Source organism: Pseudomonas sp. GCM10022186, assembly GCF_042656385.1.
Classification (GTDB): domain Bacteria; phylum Pseudomonadota; class Gammaproteobacteria; order Pseudomonadales; family Pseudomonadaceae; genus Metapseudomonas.
Genome location: NZ_JBHSOU010000022.1, coordinates 1 through 20,923 on the forward strand (window position 1 = coordinate 1; position 20,923 = coordinate 20,923).

General features: G+C 65.8%; 15 protein-coding genes and 1 pseudogene. 5 read left to right on the forward strand and 11 right to left on the reverse strand.

All coding sequences use genetic code 11. The features are described from left to right. From ACFPU0_RS11290 to ACFPU0_RS11300, 3 genes and pseudogenes are all read left to right on the forward strand, one after another. A pseudogene (locus tag ACFPU0_RS11290) lies at positions 1-152 on the forward strand (group II intron reverse transcriptase/maturase); the annotation flags it as partial. 153 nt (positions 153-305) lie between these two features. Beyond that, positions 306-1,070, forward strand: a complete 765-nt coding sequence (locus ACFPU0_RS11295; RefSeq protein WP_377693073.1) for a ParA family protein — start codon at positions 306-308, stop codon at positions 1,068-1,070. A gap of 312 nt (positions 1,071-1,382) precedes the next feature. After that, positions 1,383-2,912, forward strand: a complete 1,530-nt coding sequence (locus ACFPU0_RS11300) for a catalase (RefSeq protein WP_377693074.1) — start codon at positions 1,383-1,385, stop codon at positions 2,910-2,912. A gap of 75 nt (positions 2,913-2,987) precedes the next feature. Here ACFPU0_RS11300 and ACFPU0_RS11305 read toward each other — a convergent pair whose 3' ends face one another. From ACFPU0_RS11305 to ACFPU0_RS11320, 4 genes are all read right to left on the reverse strand, one after another. After that, positions 2,988-3,812, reverse strand: a complete 825-nt coding sequence (locus ACFPU0_RS11305) for a universal stress protein (RefSeq protein WP_377693075.1) — start codon at positions 3,810-3,812, stop codon at positions 2,988-2,990. A gap of 73 nt (positions 3,813-3,885) precedes the next feature. Then, positions 3,886-4,329 (reverse strand): PaaI family thioesterase, encoded by a 444-nt coding sequence (locus ACFPU0_RS11310; RefSeq protein WP_377693076.1) that lies wholly within the window; start codon positions 4,327-4,329, stop codon positions 3,886-3,888. 173 nt (positions 4,330-4,502) lie between these two features. Beyond that, the gene (gene trxC, locus ACFPU0_RS11315; protein WP_377693077.1) at positions 4,503-4,943 is read right to left on the reverse strand and encodes a thioredoxin TrxC; all 441 of its coding nucleotides are present in this window, start codon (positions 4,941-4,943) and stop codon (positions 4,503-4,505) included. A gap of 70 nt (positions 4,944-5,013) precedes the next feature. Next, complete coding sequence (locus tag ACFPU0_RS11320; protein ID WP_377693078.1) at positions 5,014-5,988, reverse strand: sulfite exporter TauE/SafE family protein; 975 nt, start codon at positions 5,986-5,988, stop codon at positions 5,014-5,016. A 249-nt stretch (positions 5,989-6,237) separates the two neighbouring features. Here ACFPU0_RS11320 and ACFPU0_RS11325 point away from each other — a divergent pair, with 249 nt between their 5' ends. Continuing rightward, entirely contained in the window at positions 6,238-6,933 is a 696-nt protein-coding gene (locus tag ACFPU0_RS11325; protein ID WP_377693079.1) for an aspartate/glutamate racemase family protein, read from the forward strand. Between the two features lie 300 nt (positions 6,934-7,233). Here the strand turns inward: ACFPU0_RS11325 and selO are convergent, their stop codons facing one another. The 4 genes from selO to ACFPU0_RS11345 form a co-directional block, all read right to left on the reverse strand. Further along, positions 7,234-8,694, reverse strand: coding sequence for a protein adenylyltransferase SelO (gene selO, locus ACFPU0_RS11330; protein ID WP_377693080.1), 1,461 nt, complete (start codon positions 8,692-8,694; stop codon positions 7,234-7,236). Between the two features lie 53 nt (positions 8,695-8,747). Next, positions 8,748-12,077 carry a mechanosensitive channel MscK gene (gene mscK, locus ACFPU0_RS11335; protein WP_377693081.1) on the reverse strand — a complete coding sequence of 1,110 codons (3,330 nt, stop codon included), beginning with the start codon at positions 12,075-12,077 and terminating at the stop codon, positions 8,748-8,750. 164 nt (positions 12,078-12,241) lie between these two features. Then, on the reverse strand, positions 12,242-13,984 hold the full coding sequence (locus ACFPU0_RS11340; RefSeq protein WP_377693082.1) for a potassium/proton antiporter: 1,743 nt from the start codon (positions 13,982-13,984) through the stop codon (positions 12,242-12,244). Between the two features lie 268 nt (positions 13,985-14,252). Beyond that, positions 14,253-16,055, reverse strand: coding sequence for an acyl-CoA dehydrogenase (locus tag ACFPU0_RS11345; RefSeq protein WP_377693083.1), 1,803 nt, complete (start codon positions 16,053-16,055; stop codon positions 14,253-14,255). A 136-nt stretch (positions 16,056-16,191) separates the two neighbouring features. Here ACFPU0_RS11345 and ACFPU0_RS11350 point away from each other — a divergent pair, with 136 nt between their 5' ends. Beyond that, positions 16,192-17,040, forward strand: a complete 849-nt coding sequence (locus ACFPU0_RS11350) for a 23S rRNA (adenine(2030)-N(6))-methyltransferase RlmJ (RefSeq protein ID WP_377693084.1) — start codon at positions 16,192-16,194, stop codon at positions 17,038-17,040. A gap of 79 nt (positions 17,041-17,119) precedes the next feature. Here ACFPU0_RS11350 and msrA read toward each other — a convergent pair whose 3' ends face one another. The 3 genes from msrA to ACFPU0_RS11365 all read right to left on the reverse strand — a co-directional run. Then, complete coding sequence (gene msrA, locus ACFPU0_RS11355) at positions 17,120-17,767, reverse strand: peptide-methionine (S)-S-oxide reductase MsrA (protein ID WP_377693085.1); 648 nt, start codon at positions 17,765-17,767, stop codon at positions 17,120-17,122. A 70-nt stretch (positions 17,768-17,837) separates the two neighbouring features. After that, entirely contained in the window at positions 17,838-20,534 is a 2,697-nt protein-coding gene (locus tag ACFPU0_RS11360) for a putative bifunctional diguanylate cyclase/phosphodiesterase (RefSeq protein WP_377693086.1), read from the reverse strand. 273 nt (positions 20,535-20,807) lie between these two features. Continuing rightward, a partial coding sequence (locus ACFPU0_RS11365) for a 2-oxo acid dehydrogenase subunit E2 (protein WP_377693087.1) occupies positions 20,808-20,923 on the reverse strand: 116 nt, incomplete at its 5' end.

Genomic DNA, 20,923 nt, shown 5'->3' on the forward strand with positions numbered 1-20,923 from the left:
AGCGGGCCTGGAAGTCAGCCACCAACGGGCGCGGCCCCTGGTGGAATGCCGGCGCTCCGCATCTGCAACAAGCGCTGCCGAAGAAGCGCTGGGACGCACTCGGGTTGGTCTCGATACTGGATACGATCAATCGGCTTAGCCGTATGACCTGAACCGCCGTATACGGAACCGTACGTACGGTGGTGTGAGAGGACGGTGGGGGCGACCCCACCTCCTACTCGATTGCCGGGGACATGCATTCCACCTCGCCCTCGTCACGGGCATTGCATAGAATCCGGTACCTATCAGGTTCAGGGAGGTGTGCAATGCGGCGCGTGGTTTTCAATCAGAAGGGCGGGGTGGGCAAGTCCAGCATTGCCTGCAACCTGGCGGCAGTGAGCGCTTCACAGGGGTATCGCACCCTGCTGATCGACCTGGATGCCCAGGCCAACTCTACCCATTACCTCACGGGGCTCACCGGCGACGACATTCCCGTCGGTATCGCCGATTTCTTCAAGCAGACCCTGTCGCCCACTGCCTTCCGCAAGGGCAAGGTGGATATCTACGAAACGCCCTACGACAACCTTCATGTGGTGACCGCCACGGCCGAGCTGGCCGACCTGCAGCCCAAGCTGGAGGCCAAGCACAAGATCAACAAGCTGCGCAAACTGCTGGAAGACCTGGACGAGGACTACGACCGCATCTACCTGGATACCCCGCCGGCCCTGAACTTCTACACGGTTTCCGCGCTCATCGCCGCCGACCGCTGCCTGATCCCCTTCGACTGCGACAGCTTTTCGCGCAATGCCCTGTACGGCCTGCTGGCCGAGATCGAGGAGCTGAAGGAAGACCACAACGAGGACCTGGAAGTGGAGGGCATCGTGGTCAACCAGTTCCAGCCGCGTGCCTCGCTCCCCCAGTTACTGCTCGATGAACTGCTGGAAGAAGGGCTGCCGGTGCTGCCGGTGAACCTGATGATGTCGGTGAAGATGCGCGAGTCGCATCAGGCCTGCAAACCACTGATCTACCTGGATCGCAGCCACAAGCTGACCCAGCAGTTCGTCGAACTGCACGACCTGCTGGAGAGCTAGAAAGTCCGGCGATGGGTAGCGCTTCGCAGAGCGGAGCGCCCCATCCCATCCTGCAGCCCGGCAGGCCTGCCCCCACAGCGGCATGGTCCGGGCGCTTGCCGGGCCGACCTCCGCTATCCCCCTTTTTCACGAGTGTTATCCGAGGTTCCCTGTAGGCCCTTGCCTACGCGTCTGGAACAGATTCCTACATATATTTAAGTCATTGATTTTACTAATAAAATCACTAGTTCGTTTCAATTTTGAAGCAGGGCGGTCCTCTCCTATGGTCGGTGGCGCTTGTTCAAGCACAACCCGAAAAAGGAGAACTCACCGATGTTGTTACGACCATCGATCCGCCAGGCCGCCGGCTTGCTCGGCGCCTGGGTGCTTGCTCTCTCGACGGCCATGGCCGCGCCCCTGACCCGCGACAATGGCGCGCCGGTAGGCGACAACCAGCACTCGCAGACCGCCGGCCCCGCAGGGCCCACGCTGTTGCAGGATGTCCAGCTGATCCAGAAACTGCAGCGCTTCGACCGCGAACGCATCCCGGAACGGGTGGTCCATGCCCGTGGCACCGGGGTCCATGGCGAGTTCGTCGCCACCGCCGATATCCGCGACCTGAGCCGGGCCAAGGTATTCGTACCGGGTACCCGGACGCCGGTCTTCGTCCGTTTCTCGTCGGTAGTGCATGGCAACCACTCCCCGGAAACCCTGCGCGACCCGCGCGGCTTCGCCACCAAGTTCTACACCGCCGAGGGTAACTGGGACCTGGTGGGCAACAACTTCCCCACCTTCTTCATTCGCGACGCGATCAAGTTCCCGGACATGGTCCATGCCTTCAAGCCGGACCCGCGCAGCAACCTGGACGACGACGCGCGCCGCTTCGACTTCTTCTCCCATGTGCCCGAGGCGACCCGGACCCTGACCCTGCTGTACTCCAACCAGGGCACGCCCGCCGGCTACCGCTTCATGGACGGCAACAGCGTGCACGCCTACAAGCTGGTCAACGCCAAGGGCGGCGTGCACTACGTGAAGTTCCACTGGAAGAGCCTGCAGGGTACCCGCAACCTGGATCCCAAGGAGGTGATGGACGTCCAGGGCCGGGACTACAGCCACATGACCGACGACCTGGTGAAAGCCATCGCGCGGGGCGACTACCCCAGGTGGGAGCTGTACATCCAGGTACTCAAGCCTGAGCAACTGGCCAGCTTCGACTTCGACCCGCTGGACGCCACCAAGATCTGGCCCGGCGTGCCCGAGCGCAAGATCGGCGAGATGGTGCTGAACCGCAACGTGGACAACTTCTTCCAGGAAACCGAGCAGGTGGCCATGGCGCCGAGCAACCTGGTGCCGGGTATCGAGCCGTCCGAGGATCGCCTGCTGCAGGGCCGGATCTTCTCCTACGCCGACACCCAGCTCCATCGGGTCGGCACCAATGGGTTGAGCCTGCCGGTGAACCGTCCGCACGCCGCGGTGAACAACGTCAACCAGGACGGCGCCATGAACGCCGGGCACAGCAGCGACGGTGTCAACTACGAGCCGAGCCGCCTCAGCCCGCGTCCGCAGGACCCGGCCGCACGCTACAGCCAGCTCCCGCTCGGCGGCAGCACCCAGCAGGCGGGCATCCAGCGCGAGCAAAACTTCAAGCAGGCCGGTGAGCTGTACCGCTCCTTCAGCAAGAAGGAACGGCAGGACCTGGTGAACAGCTTCGGCCAGTCGCTGTCCGGCGCGGACGACGAGAGCAAGCACATCATGCTCTCCTTCCTCTACAAGGCCGACGCCGACTATGGCACCCGTGTCACCCGGGTCGCCGGGGGCGATCTGAAGCGGGTGCGCCAGCTCGCCGCCAGGCTGCAGGACTGACCCGTCCCCGCCGCGCCGACTCGTCGGCGCGGCGTTCCCATCTGCCGCGGATCGACTCGCGGCGGTTACTGGTCCCTATTTGACCAGCAGCAGGTCACAGGGCGGGTTCTGCAGGTAGCGCAGGGCCAGGCTACCCAGCAGGGCCTGGGAAATCAGGCTACGGCCGTGGCTGCCGAGGGCCAGCAGTTGCGGCTGTTGTGCCGCGATGGCCTCGTCCAGGGCTTTGGGGAGCGAGCCGCGCACCACTTCCAGCTCGACAGCGGGCGCCCGGCCCTCCAACCCCGCCAGTTCGTCTTCCAGCAGCGTGCCCAGCAATTCCCTCTGGGTGGCGAGCAAATCGGTCGAGCTGCCGTTCTTCGACAACAGGCGGCCGCCCAGCTCCAGCACGTTCAGCGCCGTCACGCGGGCCTCCGGCCGCAGCAATGCGCAGGCCCTGCGCAGGGAGTCGCAGGCGCAGAGGGAGAAATCCAGCGCCACGGCGGCCTTCTGGTAGGGCTGCTCCGCCTGTTCATTCACCACCAGCAGCAAGGGCGCACTCGAGTGGCGGGCGACGCGTTCGAGCGTGGTGCCGATGAACAGCTCGGGGGCGTTGTGATGGTGCCGGCCGATCACCAGCAGATCGGCCTGGCTGTCGTTGATTTCTTCGAGGATCTGCTGGGCCGGTCGGCCCTTGCGCAGCAGCAGCTGGCAATCCTCGGCGCCCAACTGCTCCAGGCATGTGCCGAAGTGCTGCTGGGCCGCTTCGCGCAGGTTGCCCTGCAGCGCATCGGGCAGGTGATCCTCCAGCACATGCAGCAGCGATAGGCGTGCACCGTGCTGACGGGCGAGCTGGACGGCGCGGCGGAGGGCGGTGTCGGCTTCGTGGCTGAGGTCGTGGGCGACCAGGATGTGCGTGGACATGATGTGGGCCTCCTCTGGAGCCCACACTCTGCGGCCTTTCAGCGCCCCATGGCTTGATCCAGGGCAAGGCCGCTCAATGTGCCCGCATCTGGTAGAGACCGCGGCTCTCGGCGACCACTTCGCCGCCGGCGTCCAGCAGCTGAAGTTCCAGCCAGTAGTCGGCCTTGCCGTTGGTCTCGGCTTCCCGCTGGATGCGGGCGATCTCTTCCGCGCCCAGGCGCGCGTCCACGGTGATGTCGCCCTTGGCCGGGCGGCGGAAGCGCAGGTTCATTTCCTTGACCACAGGGTAGAAGCGGCGGCTGTCGAAGCTGGTGAGGAACAGCGCGCCCCCGGGCATTTCGGCAAGGGTGAAGAGGGCGCCGGCATAGAGGGTGCCGATATGGTTCTGGTTGCCTTCGAAGGGCATGCGCAGGCGCACATGGCCAGGTTCCAGGACTTCGGCGCGGAGGCCGCTGCGTTTGACGAAGGCGATCTGTTCCTCGGTCAGCTGGCGGACCAGTTCGGTGGGCATGGACATGGCGGGCTCCGGCGCGGGGGAATGGCCAGAGCCTAGCGGGCTTGGCGCGGGCGGCAATGACCGGGACGGCCAGCGGCGCTGACCGAAACGCTCAGGGCCCAGGGGAGGGGTTGTAGGAGCGAACTCTGCTCGCGAAATTTCGCGGCGGGGCCCTTCGCGAGCAAAGCTCGCTCCTACGAGGGCAGCCCGTGGCTTTCGAGCCAGGTCAGCAACTGCGGCAGCGGCAGGGCGCCGCTCTGGCGGGCGACCTCCCGGCCGCCCTTGAACAGGATCAGCGTCGGGATGGAGCGGATGCCCAGTTGGCCGGCCAGCTGGCGGTTGGCCTCGCTGTCCAGCTTGCCCAGGCGGCAACGCCCCTGGAGCCGGGCGGCGGCCTGCTGGTAGGTGGGGGCGAAGGCCTTGCAGGGGCCACACCAGTCGGCCCAGACATCCACCAACAGCGGCAGGTCGCCACGCAGTTGCCTGGCGAAGCTGGCTTCGTCGAGATCGAAGGGGGCGGCGGGCAGCACGGCGGCCTTGCAGTGGCCACAACGGGGCGAGTCGCCCAGGCGGGCAGCGGGGATGCGGTTCAACCCTGCGCAGTGGGCGCAGGGGATCATCAGCGGGTCGGTCATGGTCAGGCTCCAGTGGCGGACACCGCCTATCTGGAGTCGCAGCGGGGCGATATCAACCCGCGAGGGCGTCTCAACGCAGGCTGATGTAGATGTTGTAGGTGCTGATCAGGGTGATCAGGGTGCCGACGATGATCAGCAGGGTGCGCGGCGACAGCTTCTTGCACAGCAGGGCGGCGAAGGGCGCGGCGAACAGGCCGCCGAAGACCAGGCCGGCGACCATCTTCCAGGTGTCCGGCTGGCCGGCCAGGAGAATGAAGGAAGTGGCGCTGGAAATGGTCAGGAAGAACTCGGCGAAATTCACCGAGCCGATGGTGGTGCGCGGGTCGCTGCCCGAGCCGATCAGGCTGCTGGTGACCACCGGCCCCCAGCCGCCGCCACCTGCGGCATCGACGAAACCGCCGAACAGGGCCAGCTTGGCGACGTGATTGGGCGCGCGGCGCTTGATCACGTGGCGGTAGGCCTTGCTCAGGATGTACAGGCCCATCAGCAGCAGGTAGGCGGAGATGAAAGGCTTGAGCACGGCGCCATCGAACTGGGTGACCAGCACCGCGCCGAGGATGGCGCCGATGATGCCCGGCAGCAGCAGGCGCAGGAACAGCGACTTGTTGACGTTGCCCAGCTTCACATGGGAGATGCCCGACAGGCCGGTGGTGAAGACCTCGGCGATGTGCACGCTGGCGCTGGCCGCGGCGGGCGAGGCACCGGCGCTGAGGAGGAAGGTGGTGGCCGTGATGCCGTAGGCCATGCCCAGGGCGCCATCGATTACCTGGGCGAAGAAGCCCACCGCCACGGCGCTCCAGAAGCCCCTGCTGGTCAGGGCGTTCTCGATGATTTCCAGGCCGCTGCCACCGCCGTTGTCGTAGAACAGGCGCCAGGCGAGGAAACCCAGCAGGCCGACCAGGATAGCTACGGCAACCCACATGGCCGCTCGCAGGACGGGATGGTCGTCCGGATGCGAGACGAAATCTTCGACGGGCGGGATCCTCAGCGCTTCGTGTTCGGTATTGAGCGAACTCCGGCTAAGGTCGAGATTGCGAATCTTCATGCGGGTACAGCGCCTGACAGTGGGTGGTAGAACAGGCTGGAATAAGCAGGGGGCCGAAGATAATGCGCTTTGCTTAGAGAGTCTAAGAATATTTCCGTAGGTTTATATTCCATTTGGTGCTGTTCGCCGGCCGCACGTCAGTGGGAATCAGCTTCGGCTTCTGTACGCCTCGGTTGCAGGACAACTGTATTCCCGACCCGCGGCCGGCTCCGGCTAGGCTGTAGGCTTTCCAGGCGAGAGGTGGCGGCGATGAGGACTCTGGGCGTACTGGGTGGCATGAGCTGGGAATCCACCGTCACCTATTACCAGTTGCTCAACCGAGGCGTGCGTGAGCGCCTGGGCGGGCTGCATTCGGCACCCCTGTTGCTGCATTCGGTGGACTTCGCGCAGATCGCCGCCCAGCAGAAGGCTGGCGAGTGGGCCGCCGCCGGCCAGGTACTGGCCGAGGCCGCGCGTGGCCTGGAGGGCGCCGGCGCGACGGCCCTGCTGCTGGCCACCAACACCATGCACAAGGTGGCGACGGCCATCGAGGAGGCTGTGGATATCCCGCTCCTGCACATAGGCGACGCCGTTGGCCGGGCGTTGCAGGAACGGGGTGTCGAGCGCGTGGCGCTGCTCGGCACCCGTTTCACCATGCAGGAGGCTTTCTATCGCGAGCGCCTGGAGCAGCGTTACGGCATCCAGGTGCTGCTGCCCGGGGCCGAAGCCATGGCGGAGATCGATCGGGTGATCTTCCAGGAACTCTGTCTCGGCCACTTCCTGCCCTGCGCCCGGAGCTTCTACCTGGACCAGCTGGCGCTGTTGCAGACCCGGGGCGCCCAGGCCGCCATCCTCGGCTGCACCGAGATCGGCCTGCTGCTGGAGGGCTGCGAGTCGCCGCTGCCACTGGTGGACAGCACCGAGCGGCATGTGGCGATGGGGCTGGAGTGGATCTTGGGCAACTGAAACCCGCCGGCCTGATGCGTAGGGGGATAGCGCCTTTCCTATCCACCTTCGCAGTCGAACCGGAGCACTGCTGGTGGACCGGTGAAGCGTGGTCTGCGCTACGGGGTTGAAGGCTGGAAGCTGGAGGCTGGAGGCTGAACGAATTGTCCCCGTGCGTAGGGTGGATGTCGCTTTTTACATCCACCAGCGATGCCCGACCGAGCCTTTCGCCAATGAATTCGCTCCCACATCCCGCTTTTCGTCCAGCCTCCAGCCTTCAGCGCTCTTGTCGGCTTTTCCTACAATCCGGGTGGACCCCGCTCAGGACGAACAGCTGATCTCCAGGTGCTTGCCCCATTCCGGCGGACGCTCGGCGTAGCGCTCCATGCCGGGCTGCTCATCGAAGGGGCGGGAGAGTACGGCATGCAGTTGGCGCACCTCGGCGTAGTCGCCTTGCTGCGCCGCCTCGATGGCGCGCTGGGCCAGGTAGTTGCGCAGGACGTACTTGGGATTCACCGCGTGCATGCGTGCGCGGCGTGAATCCTGGTCATCGCCGTCCAGCGCCGCGCGGGCCCGGTAGTCGGCGGCCCAGGCGTCGAAGCCGGCCAGGTCGACGAAATCTTCCCGCAGCTTGTGCAGCGCCTGTTCGGGGGCCTCTTCCCCCAGGCGGCGGAAGAACTGGCTGTAGTCCACGGCGCTGCCCTGCATCAGTTGCAGCAGGCGCTGCACCAGGGCCTCGTCCGAATCCATGGCCGAGGTGAAGCCCAGCCGGCGGCGCATCAGGTCCAGGTAGTGGGCCTGGTAGAGCGGCAGGAAGAGATTGAGCATTTCCCGCAGTCGTTCCACCTCGACGAATGGCGTCAGCGCCTGGGCCAGGGCTGCGAGGTTCCAGTGGGCGATGGGCACCTGGTTGCTGAAGCTGTAGCGGCCGGTGTCGTCGGAATGGTTGCAGATGTGGTTGGCATCGAAGTCGTCGAGGAAGGCGTAGGGGCCGTAGTCGAAGGTGATGCCGAGGATGGACATGTTGTCGGTGTTCATCACGCCGTGGCAGAAGCCGTAGGCCTGCCAGAGGGCGATCAGCTCGGCGTTGCGCTCCAGTACCTCGCGGAAGAACGCGTCCCAGGGTTGCTCCTGCCCCAGGCACTGCGGGAAATGGCACTCGAAGACATGGCGGCCGAGGGCTTCGAGCTGCTCGTGCTGGCGCGTGTAATAGAAATACTCGAAGTGGCCGAAACGCACGTGGCTGGGTGACAGGCGCAGGAGCATGGCGCCGGTTTCGCGGGTTTCCCGGTAGACGGGTGTCGACGAGCCGGTCACGCAGAGCGCGCGGCTGGTGGGAATGCCCAGGGCCTGCAGGTGCTCGCTGGCGAGGAATTCGCGGATCGAGCTGCGCAACACCGCGCGGCCATCGCCCATGCGCGAGTAGGGGGTCTGCCCGGCGCCCTTGAGGTGCAGGTCCCAGTGCTCGCCGGCGTCGTTGACCACCTCGCCCAGCAGCAGCCCGCGCCCGTCGCCCAGGCGCGGGTTGTAGACGCCGAACTGATGCCCGGAATAGACCATCGCCCGGGGTTCGGCCTCGGACCAGAGCTTGTGCCCGGAGAACAGCTCGGCGAAGACCTGGCTCTCGGCCTCGGCCGGGGCCAGGTCGAGCAGCGCCATGGCGGCGGGGCTCGCCACCACCAGGCGCGGCTCGGCGATGGGCTCGGGCAGCACCTCGGTGGAGAACGCGTCGCCCAGGCGGGCGAAGCGATTGTCGAACTGCAACTGGTCGAGTGTTTTCATGGGTTCAGCTTGTCACGCCAGCGGCGGCACTGGAAGTGCAGGGGCGTCTCGGCTCATCTGACCTCCGGTGCTGGCGCCTTTTCCTTGGCCGTGGGTGCTTCGGCTTCGGCCGCGGCTTCGACGTGCTGCTCGACCCTGCGGCTGAGGGTGACGTCCATCTTCGGCACGCTGGAGATGTTGATCTCGTGCTCCTGGAACAACTGGTCGATGCGCCGGTTCAGCTCGTCGGTGGCCAGGCCGCGATCGCCGAGCTCGCGCACATAGACCTTCAGCTCGTGCTCCAGGGCGCTGGCGCCATAGGTCTTCAGCTGCACCGTCGGGGCCGGGTCGCGCAGTACGCGGGAGTTTTCCTGGGTGGCCTGCAGCAGCAGCTTGCGCACCAGTTCCAGGTCGGCGCCGCGGTTGACGTTGTAGGTCAGCACGATACGGGTGACGGTGTCGGTCAGGGTCCAGTTGATCAACTGGCTGGTGAGGAAGGTCTGGTTCGGCACTATCACTTCCTTGCGGTCGCTGTCGGTGATGTGCGTGGCGCGGATGCGGATCCGGTTCACCGTGCCGGTTACCGTGCCGATGGTCACCAGGTCGCCGATGCGCACGGGGCGCTCGAACAGCAGGATCAGGCCGGAGATGAAGTTGGCGAAGATCGCCTGCATGCCGAAGCCGATACCGACCGACAGCGCGGCCACCAGCCATTGCAGCTTGTCCCAGCTGACGCCGAGGGTGGACAGCGCCATGACGAAACCGAAGCCGGCGATGGCATAGGACAGCAGCGTGGTGGTGGCGTAGGCGCTGCCCTGGGCCAGCTTCAGCCGCGACAGCACCAGCACCTCGAGCAGGCCCGGCAGGTTGCGCGCGAGTGCCGTGGTGATGCCGGCGATGATCAGCGCGCCGAGCACGTCCAGGAGGCTGATGGGCACCAGGGTGGCGGCATCGCCGGTACCGCTGGAGTACTGGTAGAGATTGACCTGGTCGAGATAGGCCAGGACGCTGATCAGGTCGGCCCAGACCAGGTACAGGCAAGCGATGAAGACACCCAGCAGGGCCAGGCGGATCAGGCGCAAGGACTGCTGGTTGACCTGCTCGATGTCCAGGGTCGGCTCTTCCACCGCCACTTCCTCGCCTTCGGCGTTCTCCTTGGTCTGCGCCTGACGCTTGGCGAGCACGCGGTGGTAGGCCAGGCGGCGGGCGGCCACGCCCAGGCCGCGGACGAAGGCGGCCTCGACCAGCAGCAACAGGATCAGCAGGTAGAGGGTGTTGATCAGGCGGTCGGTGAGCTTGAGCGAGGTGTAGTAGTAGCCGAAACCCACGGCGACTATGAAGGCCAGCGGCAGCAGGGTGAAGGCGACGCCGATGAGCAGGCGGAAGGGCGACGTCTGCTCGCGCATCGGCTCGGCCAGCAGGAGGTTGCTCAGGACCAGGGTCATCAGGGCGTAGCAGCTGAGTACCACGATCACGCCGATGATGTCGTCGGCCAGCGCCGCCGGCTGGTGCTCGGCCACGGTGACAATGGCCACCAGGGCCATGACCACGCCGCCGAGGCGGCGGATCTGGCTGCGCAGGAAGGCGACTTGCGGGCGGTCCCAGTGGAAATGCAGCTCGGCGATGCCGCCGGGGGCGAGTATGCGGTAGAGGGTGTAGAACACCAGCCAGGCCTGGGCCATTTCCATCAGCGCGGCGCCCAGGGTGGCGTTCTGGCCGCGGGCGTCGATCAGCAGGGCAAAACCGCCGAGGGCGAGGAACAGGCTCACCGGCAGGGCCAGCAGCACGGTGAGCAGGAGCGCCAGCGGGGTGTGCAGCTGGCTGTCGCGCTTGAAGTGGCCGACGTCCAGGTTGATCTCGTTGAGCTTGGCGTAGAGGTAGCGGCGCTTCCACAGCAGGGCACCGATCACCAGCAGCAGCGGCAGGAATAACCAGGGCCGGTCCACCAGGCCTTCAGCCAGTTCGCGCACCCCGGAGCCCCAGGGCATCTCCGTCAGCTGGCGTTCCAGGAGGTGCGGTGCGCCCTTCAGCCAGTTGAGGTCCAGTGGCTTGTTGCTGGGAATCCAGAACATCTGCTCGTCGAGGGTATTGCGCAGGGCCAGGGAGGTTTCCTGCAGCTGCTTCTGGTTGAGCTGCAGGGTGATGGATTCGTTGAGCAGGGTGTTCAGCTCGCGGCTGAGGCGATCCAGCAGTTCGGCGCGGGTGCCGACCAGGTCCGTCAGGGTGGTGCGCAGTTCCGGCGTCACCTGCTCCGGCGGTTGCTGGGCCAGCAGGCCGTCGACGTAGCCCTGGGGATTGCTCAACTGGTCGCGCTGCTGGTTCAGCTCGAACTGATAGAGGCGGATATCGGCGATCTCGTCGGCCAGGTTGTTGTCCAGGTCCAGGTGGGGCAGGGCCTGTTTCTGCTGGTAGAGGATCTTGGCCAGCAGCAGGCTGCCCTTGAGCACGCTGATCTGTTCTTCAAGGGCCTGATCGGCCTGGCTGAGGTTGTCCAGCTGCTGGCGGGTCTGCAGGTTCTGCCGGGTCAGCTCGTTGAGGCGGTCGGTGGCACGCAGCAGGTAGTCGGACATCTTCAGGTTGATGGAGCTTTCCTTTGCCAGCAGGCTGTCCGGCGTGCCGCTGTCGGCCTCGCGGGAGAGTTCGGCGACCGTCTGCTCCGAACTTTCCCGGCGCATCTCGTTGATCAGCGACTGCATGTCGAGGGTTTCCTGCTCCAGGCGGCGGATACGCTCCACCAGCAGGTCGCGGCGGGCATTGCCGAGATCCTGCAGCAGGCTGTTGCCGGCGAGCTCCTCGCGGCGCAGTTCGGTCTGGGCGGCAAGGGCGGCCTGTTCGGCCTCGAGCAGGGCGCGCTGCTCTTCGCTGATGGCCTTGCCCGCGTCCTTGCCGGTCTTGAGGATGCCGTTGATCTGCTGGGTGCGAGTCTGGTTGCTGCTGATCTCGGCCTGGGCCCGCTCCGGACGGGTCTGCGAGGTGATGATCAGGCTGTTGGCGTCCGCCAGGGACTTCTGCAGGTTGGCCAGTTCGTTGCTGCGCTGCTCGAGCAGTTGTTCCAGCTGGGGCAGTTCGGACTTGCCATAGCGCTGCTTGGCCGGTGTCGGCTGGCTGTCCTTGAGACGTGCCAGTTCGCGCTGGGCTTCGCCGATCAGTTTGGGGGCGTCGTTCAGCTGGCGCTTCAGGGAGGTGAGGTCTTGCTGGCTCTCTTCCTGGCTGGTGAGGAAGGCCTTGGTCTGTTCCTCGACCGAGGGCTTGGCCGCAGCCTCGCCTTCGGCAGGCTTGGCGTCGGCCGGTGCGGCAGCCGGCTTGGGCACGACGCCGGCGGTGGGAGCAGCCTGCAGGTAGGCCGGGGACAGGCAGAGGCCCAGCAGGGCGGCAGCGAAAAAGGTGCGCAAGGAAGCAGTCATCGCGATCAGGCAGCTCGGGTTCGAATGCGGCTAATGATATGCCAGGGCGGCCGTTGCGGGGCCGTCCGGCACGAGCGGTTGTGATCTCGGTTCGCGCATTGGCGATCCGTTGGTTTCCATGGCGGGGGCCCGAAGGTGCGAGAGGGTCGTCCTAGACGGGTTCCCTAGAGGAACAAGCCGGGGCGGCCCTGACCTTCGGGGAATTTGACGCCTACTTTGCGCACCTTGTTCCCTTCCATCAGAGCAACGGTCCAGGTCAGGCCGTTCCATTCCACCTGGTCGCCCACCACTGGCTCGCCGCCGATCTCGTGGGCGATGAAGCGGCCCAGGGCTTGCTGACCGTCCTGCTCGCCGAGCTTGAGGCCGTAGAGGGAAGCCACTGCCGCGAGCTGGGCATCCCCTTCCAGCACGAAGTCACCGAAGAAGCGCAGGTCCAGGCCCCGCTGCGGCGCCTGGCTGAACAGCTTGCCGAGGGCCGGCAGGTCATGTTCGTGGCCGACCACGCAAAGGATGTCGCCGGCCTCGAGGGTGGTGCTGCCCGAGGGGTGCAGCAGTTCCTTGCCGCGAAACAGTGCCGCGATGCGGGTGCCTTCGGGCATCTTCAACTCGCGCAGGGCCGCGCCTATGCACCATTTCTCGGCACCCAGGCGGTAGACGAACAGCTCCCATTCGCTGGTGGGGTGCACTTCCAGGCCGGTCCGGGAGATGGGCGCCGGCTCCGGTGGCACGGTCACCCGCAACAGCTTGGCGGCCCAGGGCAGGCTGGTGCCTTGCAGCACCAGCGAGACCAGCACGATGAAGAAGGCCAGGTTGAAGAACAGCTGGGCGTTGGGCAGGCCGGCCATCAACGGGAACACCGCGAGGATGATCGGCACCGCCCCGCGCAGGCCGACCCAGGCGATGAAGACCTTTTCCCGGCCATGGAAGGCGCGGAAGGGCACCAGGCCCACCAGCACCGAGAGCGGGCGGGCGAAGAGGATCATCCACAGCGCCAGGCCCAGGGCCGGAATGGCGATGGGCAGCAGGTCGTGGGGCGTGACCAGCAGGCCGAGCACCAGGAACATGCCGATCTGCGCCAGCCAGGCCATGCCGTCGAGCATGTGCAGGATGCTGTGGCGCGAACGGATCGGCCGGTTGCCCAGCACCAGACCGCACAGGTAGACGGCGAGGATGCCGCTGCCGTGCAGGGCGTTGGTCAGGGCGAAGACCAGCAGGCCGCCGCTGACCACCAGCAGGGGGTAGAGGCCGTTGGGCAGGTTGACCCGGTTGATCATCTGCAGCAGCAGCCAGCCGCCGGAGAGACCGAGCACGGAGCCGATGCCGAACTCCCTGAGGAAGTGGGTGAAGAAGCTGAGGCTGAACTCGGTCTGCCCCTTGGCCAGCATGTCGATCAGAGTGACGGTGAGGAACACCGCCATCGGGTCGTTGCTGCCGGATTCGATTTCCAGGGTGGCGGTGACCCGTTCGTTGAGGCCCTTGCCGCCCAGCAGGGAAAACACCGCCGCGGCGTCGGTGGAGCCGACGATGGCGCCGATCAGCAGGCCCTGCATGAGGTCGAGGTCGAACAGCCAGGCGGCGGCCACGCCGGTCAGCCCGGTAGTGATCAGCACGCCGACCGTGGCCAGGGACAGCGCCGGCCACAGCGCCACGCGGAAGCTCGACACCCGCGTGCGCAGGCCGCCGTCGAGCAGGATCACCGCCAGCGCCAGGTTGCCCACCAGGTAGGCCAGCGGGTAGTTGTTGAAGGTGATATGGCCGATGCCGTCGACGCCGGCGAGCATGCCGACGACGAGAATGATGACCAGGATCGGGATGCCGAGGCGCGACGAGAACGAGCTCACCAGAATGCTTGCGCCGACCAGCAGTGCGCCGATCAGGAACAGGCTATTGATGGCTGCTGCGTCCACGTATTGAAGCTCCTGGCGTGATGTCTGGGTGAAACGGGGAGGGAGTGCATGCAGTGTGCATGCCAGCCGGATTCTAACCTGTGACCTGCAAAGGATCGCAAGCGTTGATCGGCACAAATTCCGAGGAATTTCCGCGTTGCGCCGGGCGGCTGTCCGGGAGGGGAACTGAAAGCGCTGCTCGCGGATCGATCCGGCGTTGCCGGCGGCGCGTCACGGAGCATAAAAAAGCCCCGCATGTGCGCGGGGCGTGAAGAACCCTGAGAAAGGGTCAGAACCAGGTGTCCTGCATTTCCAGGCAGGTGTCGTCGCGGGCTTCGAGCAGGGCCAGTTCATGGTGGCAGCCGGGCACTTCCCAGGTGAGGAAGTAGCGCGCGGCCTGCAGCTTGCCCCGATAGAAGTCGGCGTCCGCCGGATTGCCCCGGGCCAGGCCCTGCTCGGCGCGGATCGCCTGTTCCAGCCAGCGCCAGCCGATCACCGCATGGCCGAAGACTTTCAGGTAGAGCGCCGAATTGGCCAGGGCTTCGTTGACCTTGCCCTGCATCAGGTCGCCCAGCAGGCCCAGGGTGACGCTGGAAAGGCGCGCCATCAGCTGCTCCAGGGGCTGGCGCAAGGCATTCAGTGACTCGTATTCGCTGGCGCGCTGGCAGCACGCGTTGATCAGCCGGGTCAGTTGCTTGAGGCCGGAGCCCTGGTTCTGCGCCAGCTTGCGGCCCAGCAGGTCGAGGGACTGGATGCCGTGGGTGCCTTCGTGGATCGGGTTCAGGCGGTTGTCGCGGTAGTACTGCTCCACCGGGTATTCGCGGGTGTAGCCGTGGCCGCCGAGGATCTGGATGGCCAGTTCGTTGGCCTTGAGGCAGAACTCCGAAGGCCAGGACTTGACGATGGGGGTGAGCAGGTCGAGCAGCTCGTGGGCCTGCTGGCGCCCTTGCTCGGTAGCCAGGGTCTGGGTGTCGTCGAACAGGCGAGCGGCGTACAGGCCGAGGTCGAAGGCGCCTTCCACGTAGGCCTTCTGGGTCAGCAGCATGCGCCGTACGTCGGCGTGCTGGATGATCGAGACCTGTGGCGCGGTCGGGTCCTTGCCGTCGGGCAGGCGACCCTGGGGACGCTCGCGGGCGTACTCCAGGGAATAGAGGTAGCCGGCGTAGCCGAGCATCACCGCGCCCATGCCGACGCCGATGCGCGCCTCGTTCATCATCTGGAACATGTAGGACAGGCCGGCGTGGGGCTTGCCCACCAGATAGCCGACACACTCACCGTTATCGCCGAAGTTCAGCGCGGTGGAGGTGGTGCCGCGGTAGCCCATCTTGTGGAACAGGCCGGCCAGGACCACGTCGTTGCGCTTGCCCAGGGAACCGTCCTCCTCGACCAGGAACTTGGGCACGATGAACAGCGAGATGCCCTTCACCCCGGGCGGGGCGTCCGGCAGCTTGGCCAGGACCATGTGCACGATGTTCTCCGCCAGCGGGTGGTCGCCGGCGGAGATGAAGATCTTGTTGCCGCGGATCCGGTAGGTGCCGTCGGCGGCCGGTTCGGCGCGGGTGCGGATGTCCGACAGGGACGAACCGGCATGGGGCTCGGTCAGCGCCATGGTGCCGAAGAAGCGCCCGTCGATCATTGGCTGGAGGAAGCGCCGCTTCTGTTCCTCGCTGCCGAAGCTCTCGATCAGGTTGGCCGCACCCATGGTCAGGAATGGGTAGGCGCTGCTGCCGACGTTGGCCGCCTGGAAGTGGGCGAAGCAGGCCTGGGACAGCAGTGTGGGCAGCTGCATGCCGCCCTGCTCGAAACTGCGGGTGGCGTTGAGGAAGCCGGCTTCGAGGAAGGCGTCGACCGCCGGTTTCACCTCGGGGATCAGGGTCGCAGCGCCGTCCACGTATTCCGGCTCGTGCTCGTCGCCCTTGCGGTTGTGCGGGGCGAAGAACTTCTCGGCGATGCTGCGGGCGGTGCCCAGGGCGGCGTCGAAGGTTTCGCGATTGTGGTCGGCGAAACGCTCGCGCTGGGTCAGGGCTTCGGCGTCCAGCACTTCGTAGAGTTCGAAGGCCAGGTTGCGGGAACTGAGCAGGGTCTCGGACATGGTGGCTCTCCGGTGGGATTGCGCCAGTCTAGATTGGTGAATGAAGAGCGCCTAGCAACATCGATGAGCGTGATAAAGGGGGTGCAGCCGCGGTGAGCCGCCGACTGGTAAACTGCGCACCTCGCGAGGACCCACTATGAATTACCGCCATGCCTTCCACGCCGGCAACCACGCCGATGTGCTCAAACATTTCACCCTGGCCCGCCTGATCGCCCTGCTGTCACGCAAGGAGGCGCCCTTCGCCTACCTCGACAGCCATGCCGGCGTCGGCCTCTACGACCTGCTGGGCGACCAGGCCAGCCGCACCGACGAGTGGCGCGAGGGCATCGGCCGCCTCTGGGACCTGCCCGACCTGCCGGCCCCCATGGCCGATTACATGCAGGTGATTCGCACGCTGAATCCGGATGGCCGCCTGCGCTACTACCCCGGCTCGCCGGAGCTGGCGCGGCGCCTGACGCGGCCCCAGGACCGCCTGCAACTGAACGAGAAACATCCGGAAGACGGCCTGCTGCTCAAGGACAACATGGCCGGCGACCGCCGCGTCGCCGTGCACCTGGGGGAGGGGTGGCACCTGGCTCGGGCACTGTTGCCGGTGGCGGAGAAGCGTGCGCTGATGCTGATCGACCCACCCTTCGAGAAGGCCGACGAACTCGAGCGTTGCGTCACCGCCCTGAAGGAAGCCATTGGCCGCATGCGCCAGACGGTGGTGGCCATCTGGTACCCGATCAAGGACCAGCGCCAGCTCAAGCGCTTCTACCAGGGGCTGCAGGACAGTGGTGCGCCCAAGCTGCTGCGCGCCGAGCTGCGGGTGCATTCGGCAGACAATGCCCTGGGGCTGAACGGCTCGGGGCTGGCCATCGCCAACCCGCCGTGGGGCATCGAGGACGAGCTGCGCCAGGTCCTGCCCTGGCTGGCCGAGCGCCTGGAGCAGAGCAAGGGTGGTTGGCAGCTGGATTGGTTGGTCGAGGAGAAAGCTGGAAGCTAGAAGCTAGAAGCTAGAAGCTAGAAGCTGGAGCGGGACGGGTCACTTCCAGCTTCAGGCTTCCAGCTTCCAGCTCCGGCCGTCAGGCCGGCAGACATACCCCGGTGCCACCCAGGCCGCAGTAGCCGCCGGGGTTCTTCGCCAGGTACTGCTGGTGATAGGCCTCGGCGTAGTAGAAGGCGGGCGCTTCGCGGATCTCGGTGGTGATGGCGCCGAAACCGGCTTTGGCCAGTTCGTCCTGGAAACGTTCCTGGCTGGCGCGGGCGGCGGTCAGCTGGGCCTGGTCGTAGCAGTAGATGGCCGAGCGGTACTGGGTGCCGACGTCGTTGCCCTGGCGCATGCCCTGGGTCGGGTTGTGCGCTTCCCAGAACACCTTCAGCAACTCGTCGAAGCTGGTTTCTCGCGGGTCGAACACCACCAGCACCACTTCCGCATGTCCGGTCAGGCCTGAGCAGACTTCGTCGTAGGTCGGGTTCGGCGTGAAGCCGCCGGCATAGCCCACGGCCGTGGTCCAGACCCCCGGCTGTTGCCAGAAACGGCGCTCGGCGCCCCAGAAACAGCCCAGGCCGAACTGCGCCACCTGCAGGCCGGCGGGGAAGGGCCCCTGCAGCGGGCGGCCGTTGACGTAGTGGCTGTCGGGTACCGGCATTGGCGCTTCACGGCCGGGCAGGGCCTGGGCGGCGCTGGGCAGCTCGATCTTGTGGGCGAGTATTTGCGAACGCAGGACCATCAGCCTTCTCCTCGGGATTGCAGTGGACTCCGATGTTACCCCGATTGCACAGGCGTTTTTCAATGGCTGCTCAGACGCCTTTGCGGCGCGGGTAGCGGCCGAGGTTATCGAGCAGGTACTTGCCGGAAATCGGTTTGTCGAACAGATAGCCCTGGCCCACATCGCAGTGCTGGCGGCGCAGGAATCCGAGTTGGGCGGCGGTTTCGATGCCCTCGGCGACCACCTTCAGCTTGAGCTTGTGGGCCATGGCGATCACCGCGGAGGTGATCTCCTTGTCGTCCTGGCTGTCAGGGATGTCCTTGATGAAGCTGCGATCGATCTTGATCACGTCGATGGGAAACTTCTTCAGGTAGCTGAGCGACGAATAGCCGGTGCCGAAATCGTCCATGGCCAGGGTCAGGCCCAGGTTTTTCAGGTGGTTGAGCTGGTGGCGGGTATCGTCAGTGGCCTCCAGCAGCAGGCCTTCGGTGAGTTCCAGTTCCAGATGTTTCGCTGGCAGTCGTTCTTCCTGGAGGATGGCGGCGATGGAGCCCACCAGGTCCGGGTCGCTGAACTGCTTGGGGGACAGGTTGATCGCCACCTGCAGGTCGCCCAGCCCGGCGGCGGCGAGGCGTTTGCTCATGCGGCAGGCCTCGCGTATCACCCATTTGCCGATGGGGATGATCATCCCGGTCTCTTCGGCCACGCTGATGAACTGGTCCGGACTGATCATGCCCTTTTCCGGGTGGTGCCAGCGGAGCAGCGCCTCCATGCCCAGCAGTTGGCCGCTCTTCAGGCACAGCTTGGGCTGGTAGAAGACTTCCAGTTCGTTCTGTGCCAGGGCGCGGCGCAGGTTGTTCTCGACGAACAGCTTGTAGCTGGCTTCGGCGTTCAGCGCCTCGGTGAACAACTGCAACTGGTGTTTGCCGTTGGCCTTGGCCTTGTGCAGGGCCAGGCCCGCATGTTTCATCAGGGTCTGCGGGTCGCGCCCATGCAGGGGCGCGCAGGCCAGCCCGAGGGAACCGGTGACGCTGATCAGCTGGTTGTCGACGAACAGCGGCTTGTCCAGGGTCTGGAGGATCTGTGCGGCGATGTGTTGGCCGCTCTCCAGGTTGGCGCCGTCGAGCAGCACGGCGAATTCGTTGCTGGCGAAACGCGCCAGGACGCCATTGGGACTGAGGCTGTTGCGCAGGCGCCGGGCCAGGCTCACCAGCAGCTTGTCGCCGGTCTGGTGGCCGAGGCTGTCATTGATCCGCTTGAAGTTGTCGATGTCCACCAGCAGCAGGCAGAGCGGACTGTCGCGGTCGCTGTGGAAGCGCTCTTCGAGGGTGCGGATGAAGTAGGGGCGATTGCCCAGGCCGGTAAGGTTGTCGGTGTAGGCGAGTTTTTCTATGCGCTGCTGGGCCAGCTTGCTCTGGGTGACGTCCTCGTAGATGCCGATGTAGTGGGTGAGTTCACCGTCCTCGCCGAATACCTTGGAGATCGACAGCTGGCCCCAGTAGGGTTCGAGGTTCTTGCGGCGGCTGCGGAATTCCCCCTGCCAGCTGTTGCAGGCGGCGAGGCCCGAGCCGGTGTCGAAGAGCAGTTCGCTGAGGTTCTCCAGGGCCGGCAGGTCCGCCAGGCGGCGGCCGTGCACTTCGTCGGCGCTGTACTGGGTGATGGCGGTGAAACTGGGGTTGACGTATTCCACCAGCCCGTCGCGGTCCACCAGCAGGAAGGCGCTGGCACTCTGTTCCACGGCGCGCTGGAACAGGTGCAGGGTACTGGTGGCGTGGCGCCGCTGCTGGTTCACCAGGACCTGGGCGAACTGGTCGGCCAGTTCGCCGGCGAAGGCGATCTCGTCGGTCTGCCAGACCCGCTGCGCACCGGTGTGTTCCAGGCAGAGCACGCCCACCACCTCGCCACCGATGCGAATGCTGGCATCGAGCAGGGCGGTGATGCCCCGGGGCTCCAGGTAAGCCTTGGCCAGTTCGCTGGTGCGGGGATCGTTCCGGGCATTGTGGGCGTCGATGGCGCGGCCGCTGTGCAGGGCTTCGAGGTAGCGCGGGAACTGGCTCATGTCCATGGACCGCGGGTGTTCATGGTGATCCTGGTCGCGACGGAACAGGCTGATGGCTACCAGTTGCGTGCCTTCGAGCAGCCAGATGCCGGTGCGCGCCACGTCATAGGCTTCGCAGGCGGCCTGGGTGATGAGCTGTGCCGCTTCCCCGGCCGGATCGCTGGAGGTGTAACGATGCCGCGCCAGGCGCACGATCAGGCTCTGCTGGGCGCGGGAACGGATCAGGTGCTGCAGGTGATCGTCCTGGGAGCGCTGGTAGAGCTCCAGGGAGGTGCGCAGTCGGCAGTTCTGGGCTTCCAGGTCGAGGTTCTTCAGGCGTTCCTTGTGTTCGGTCGCCTCGCCCGCCACCAGCAGGTAGCCGCGCAACAGCTGCCGGCCATGCTGCTGGAAGGTTTCGCCCACTTCCTGCATGCGTAGCGGCCCGCCGGGGGTGTGAAGGGTGTACTGGATGGAATAGTGCGGTTGTCCGGTCAGCTGCAGCTGGACGTCATCGTGCAACCGATAGCGGCTTTCCGGCTCCATCAGGCTGGCGTAGGGCGCGTCGATCAGGGCGCAGAGTTCGCTGGCCGCAAGGCCGATCCTGCGTTCGCAGGAGGGGTCGAGGAAGAGCATCGCCCAACTGGCCTCGTTGAGCCGTTCGAAACGCATCAGGCCCAGCCGCGAGGGGACGGGCAACTGCGTCACTATCTCGGCCACCGTACGGCTGGCGGCATCGGGATGGCTCTTCATCGGGGGCTGGGCTTCCACCTTTCCGACCGGCAGGGCGGCCGGCCTACTTCTTGAAGGGATCGGGCAAGGGTGCATCATGATGATGGCACTGGCAAGCGCGCCGCACGGCGCTTTTCGCGAGCGGGGTCGCAGCCTTCATGGCGCGCGGGAGCAGGGCGATCGCGGCCCGGTCAGGGGCTGATTTCGCCGGGGGGGCAATTTTCGGGCAAAAAGAACCCCGCCTCAGGGGGCGGGGTTGAGGTACGAGCGTGGCGTGCTCGCGAATAGCAAGGGTTACAGCAGGATGGTGCGGATATCCGCCAGCAGGTCGGACAGGCGCTTGGTGAAGCGCGCGGCTGCGGCACCGTTGATCACGCGGTGATCGTAGGACAGCGACAGCGGCAGCATCA

What these genes read in the sequence shown, in the direction of transcription:
- ACFPU0_RS11325 (WP_377693079.1), top strand. Translation starts at nt 6,238, where the DNA reads ATGAGGACTCTGGGCGTACTGGGTGGCATGAGCTGGGAATCCACCGTC.
- mscK (WP_377693081.1), bottom strand. Translation starts at nt 12,077, where the DNA reads ATGACTGCTTCCTTGCGCACCTTTTTCGCTGCCGCCCTGCTGGGCCTC.
- ACFPU0_RS11360 (WP_377693086.1), bottom strand. Translation starts at nt 20,534, where the DNA reads ATGAAGAGCCATCCCGATGCCGCCAGCCGTACGGTGGCCGAGATAGTG.
- selO (WP_377693080.1), bottom strand. Translation starts at nt 8,694, where the DNA reads ATGAAAACACTCGACCAGTTGCAGTTCGACAATCGCTTCGCCCGCCTG.
- ACFPU0_RS11320 (WP_377693078.1), bottom strand. Translation starts at nt 5,988, where the DNA reads ATGAAGATTCGCAATCTCGACCTTAGCCGGAGTTCGCTCAATACCGAA.
- trxC (WP_377693077.1), bottom strand. Translation starts at nt 4,943, where the DNA reads ATGACCGACCCGCTGATGATCCCCTGCGCCCACTGCGCAGGGTTGAAC.
- ACFPU0_RS11295 (WP_377693073.1), top strand. Translation starts at nt 306, where the DNA reads ATGCGGCGCGTGGTTTTCAATCAGAAGGGCGGGGTGGGCAAGTCCAGC.
- msrA (WP_377693085.1), bottom strand. Translation starts at nt 17,767, where the DNA reads ATGGTCCTGCGTTCGCAAATACTCGCCCACAAGATCGAGCTGCCCAGC.
- ACFPU0_RS11350 (WP_377693084.1), top strand. Translation starts at nt 16,192, where the DNA reads ATGAATTACCGCCATGCCTTCCACGCCGGCAACCACGCCGATGTGCTC.
- ACFPU0_RS11310 (WP_377693076.1), bottom strand. Translation starts at nt 4,329, where the DNA reads ATGTCCATGCCCACCGAACTGGTCCGCCAGCTGACCGAGGAACAGATC.
- ACFPU0_RS11300 (WP_377693074.1), top strand. Translation starts at nt 1,383, where the DNA reads ATGTTGTTACGACCATCGATCCGCCAGGCCGCCGGCTTGCTCGGCGCC.
- ACFPU0_RS11305 (WP_377693075.1), bottom strand. Translation starts at nt 3,812, where the DNA reads ATGTCCACGCACATCCTGGTCGCCCACGACCTCAGCCACGAAGCCGAC.
- ACFPU0_RS11345 (WP_377693083.1), bottom strand. Translation starts at nt 16,055, where the DNA reads ATGTCCGAGACCCTGCTCAGTTCCCGCAACCTGGCCTTCGAACTCTAC.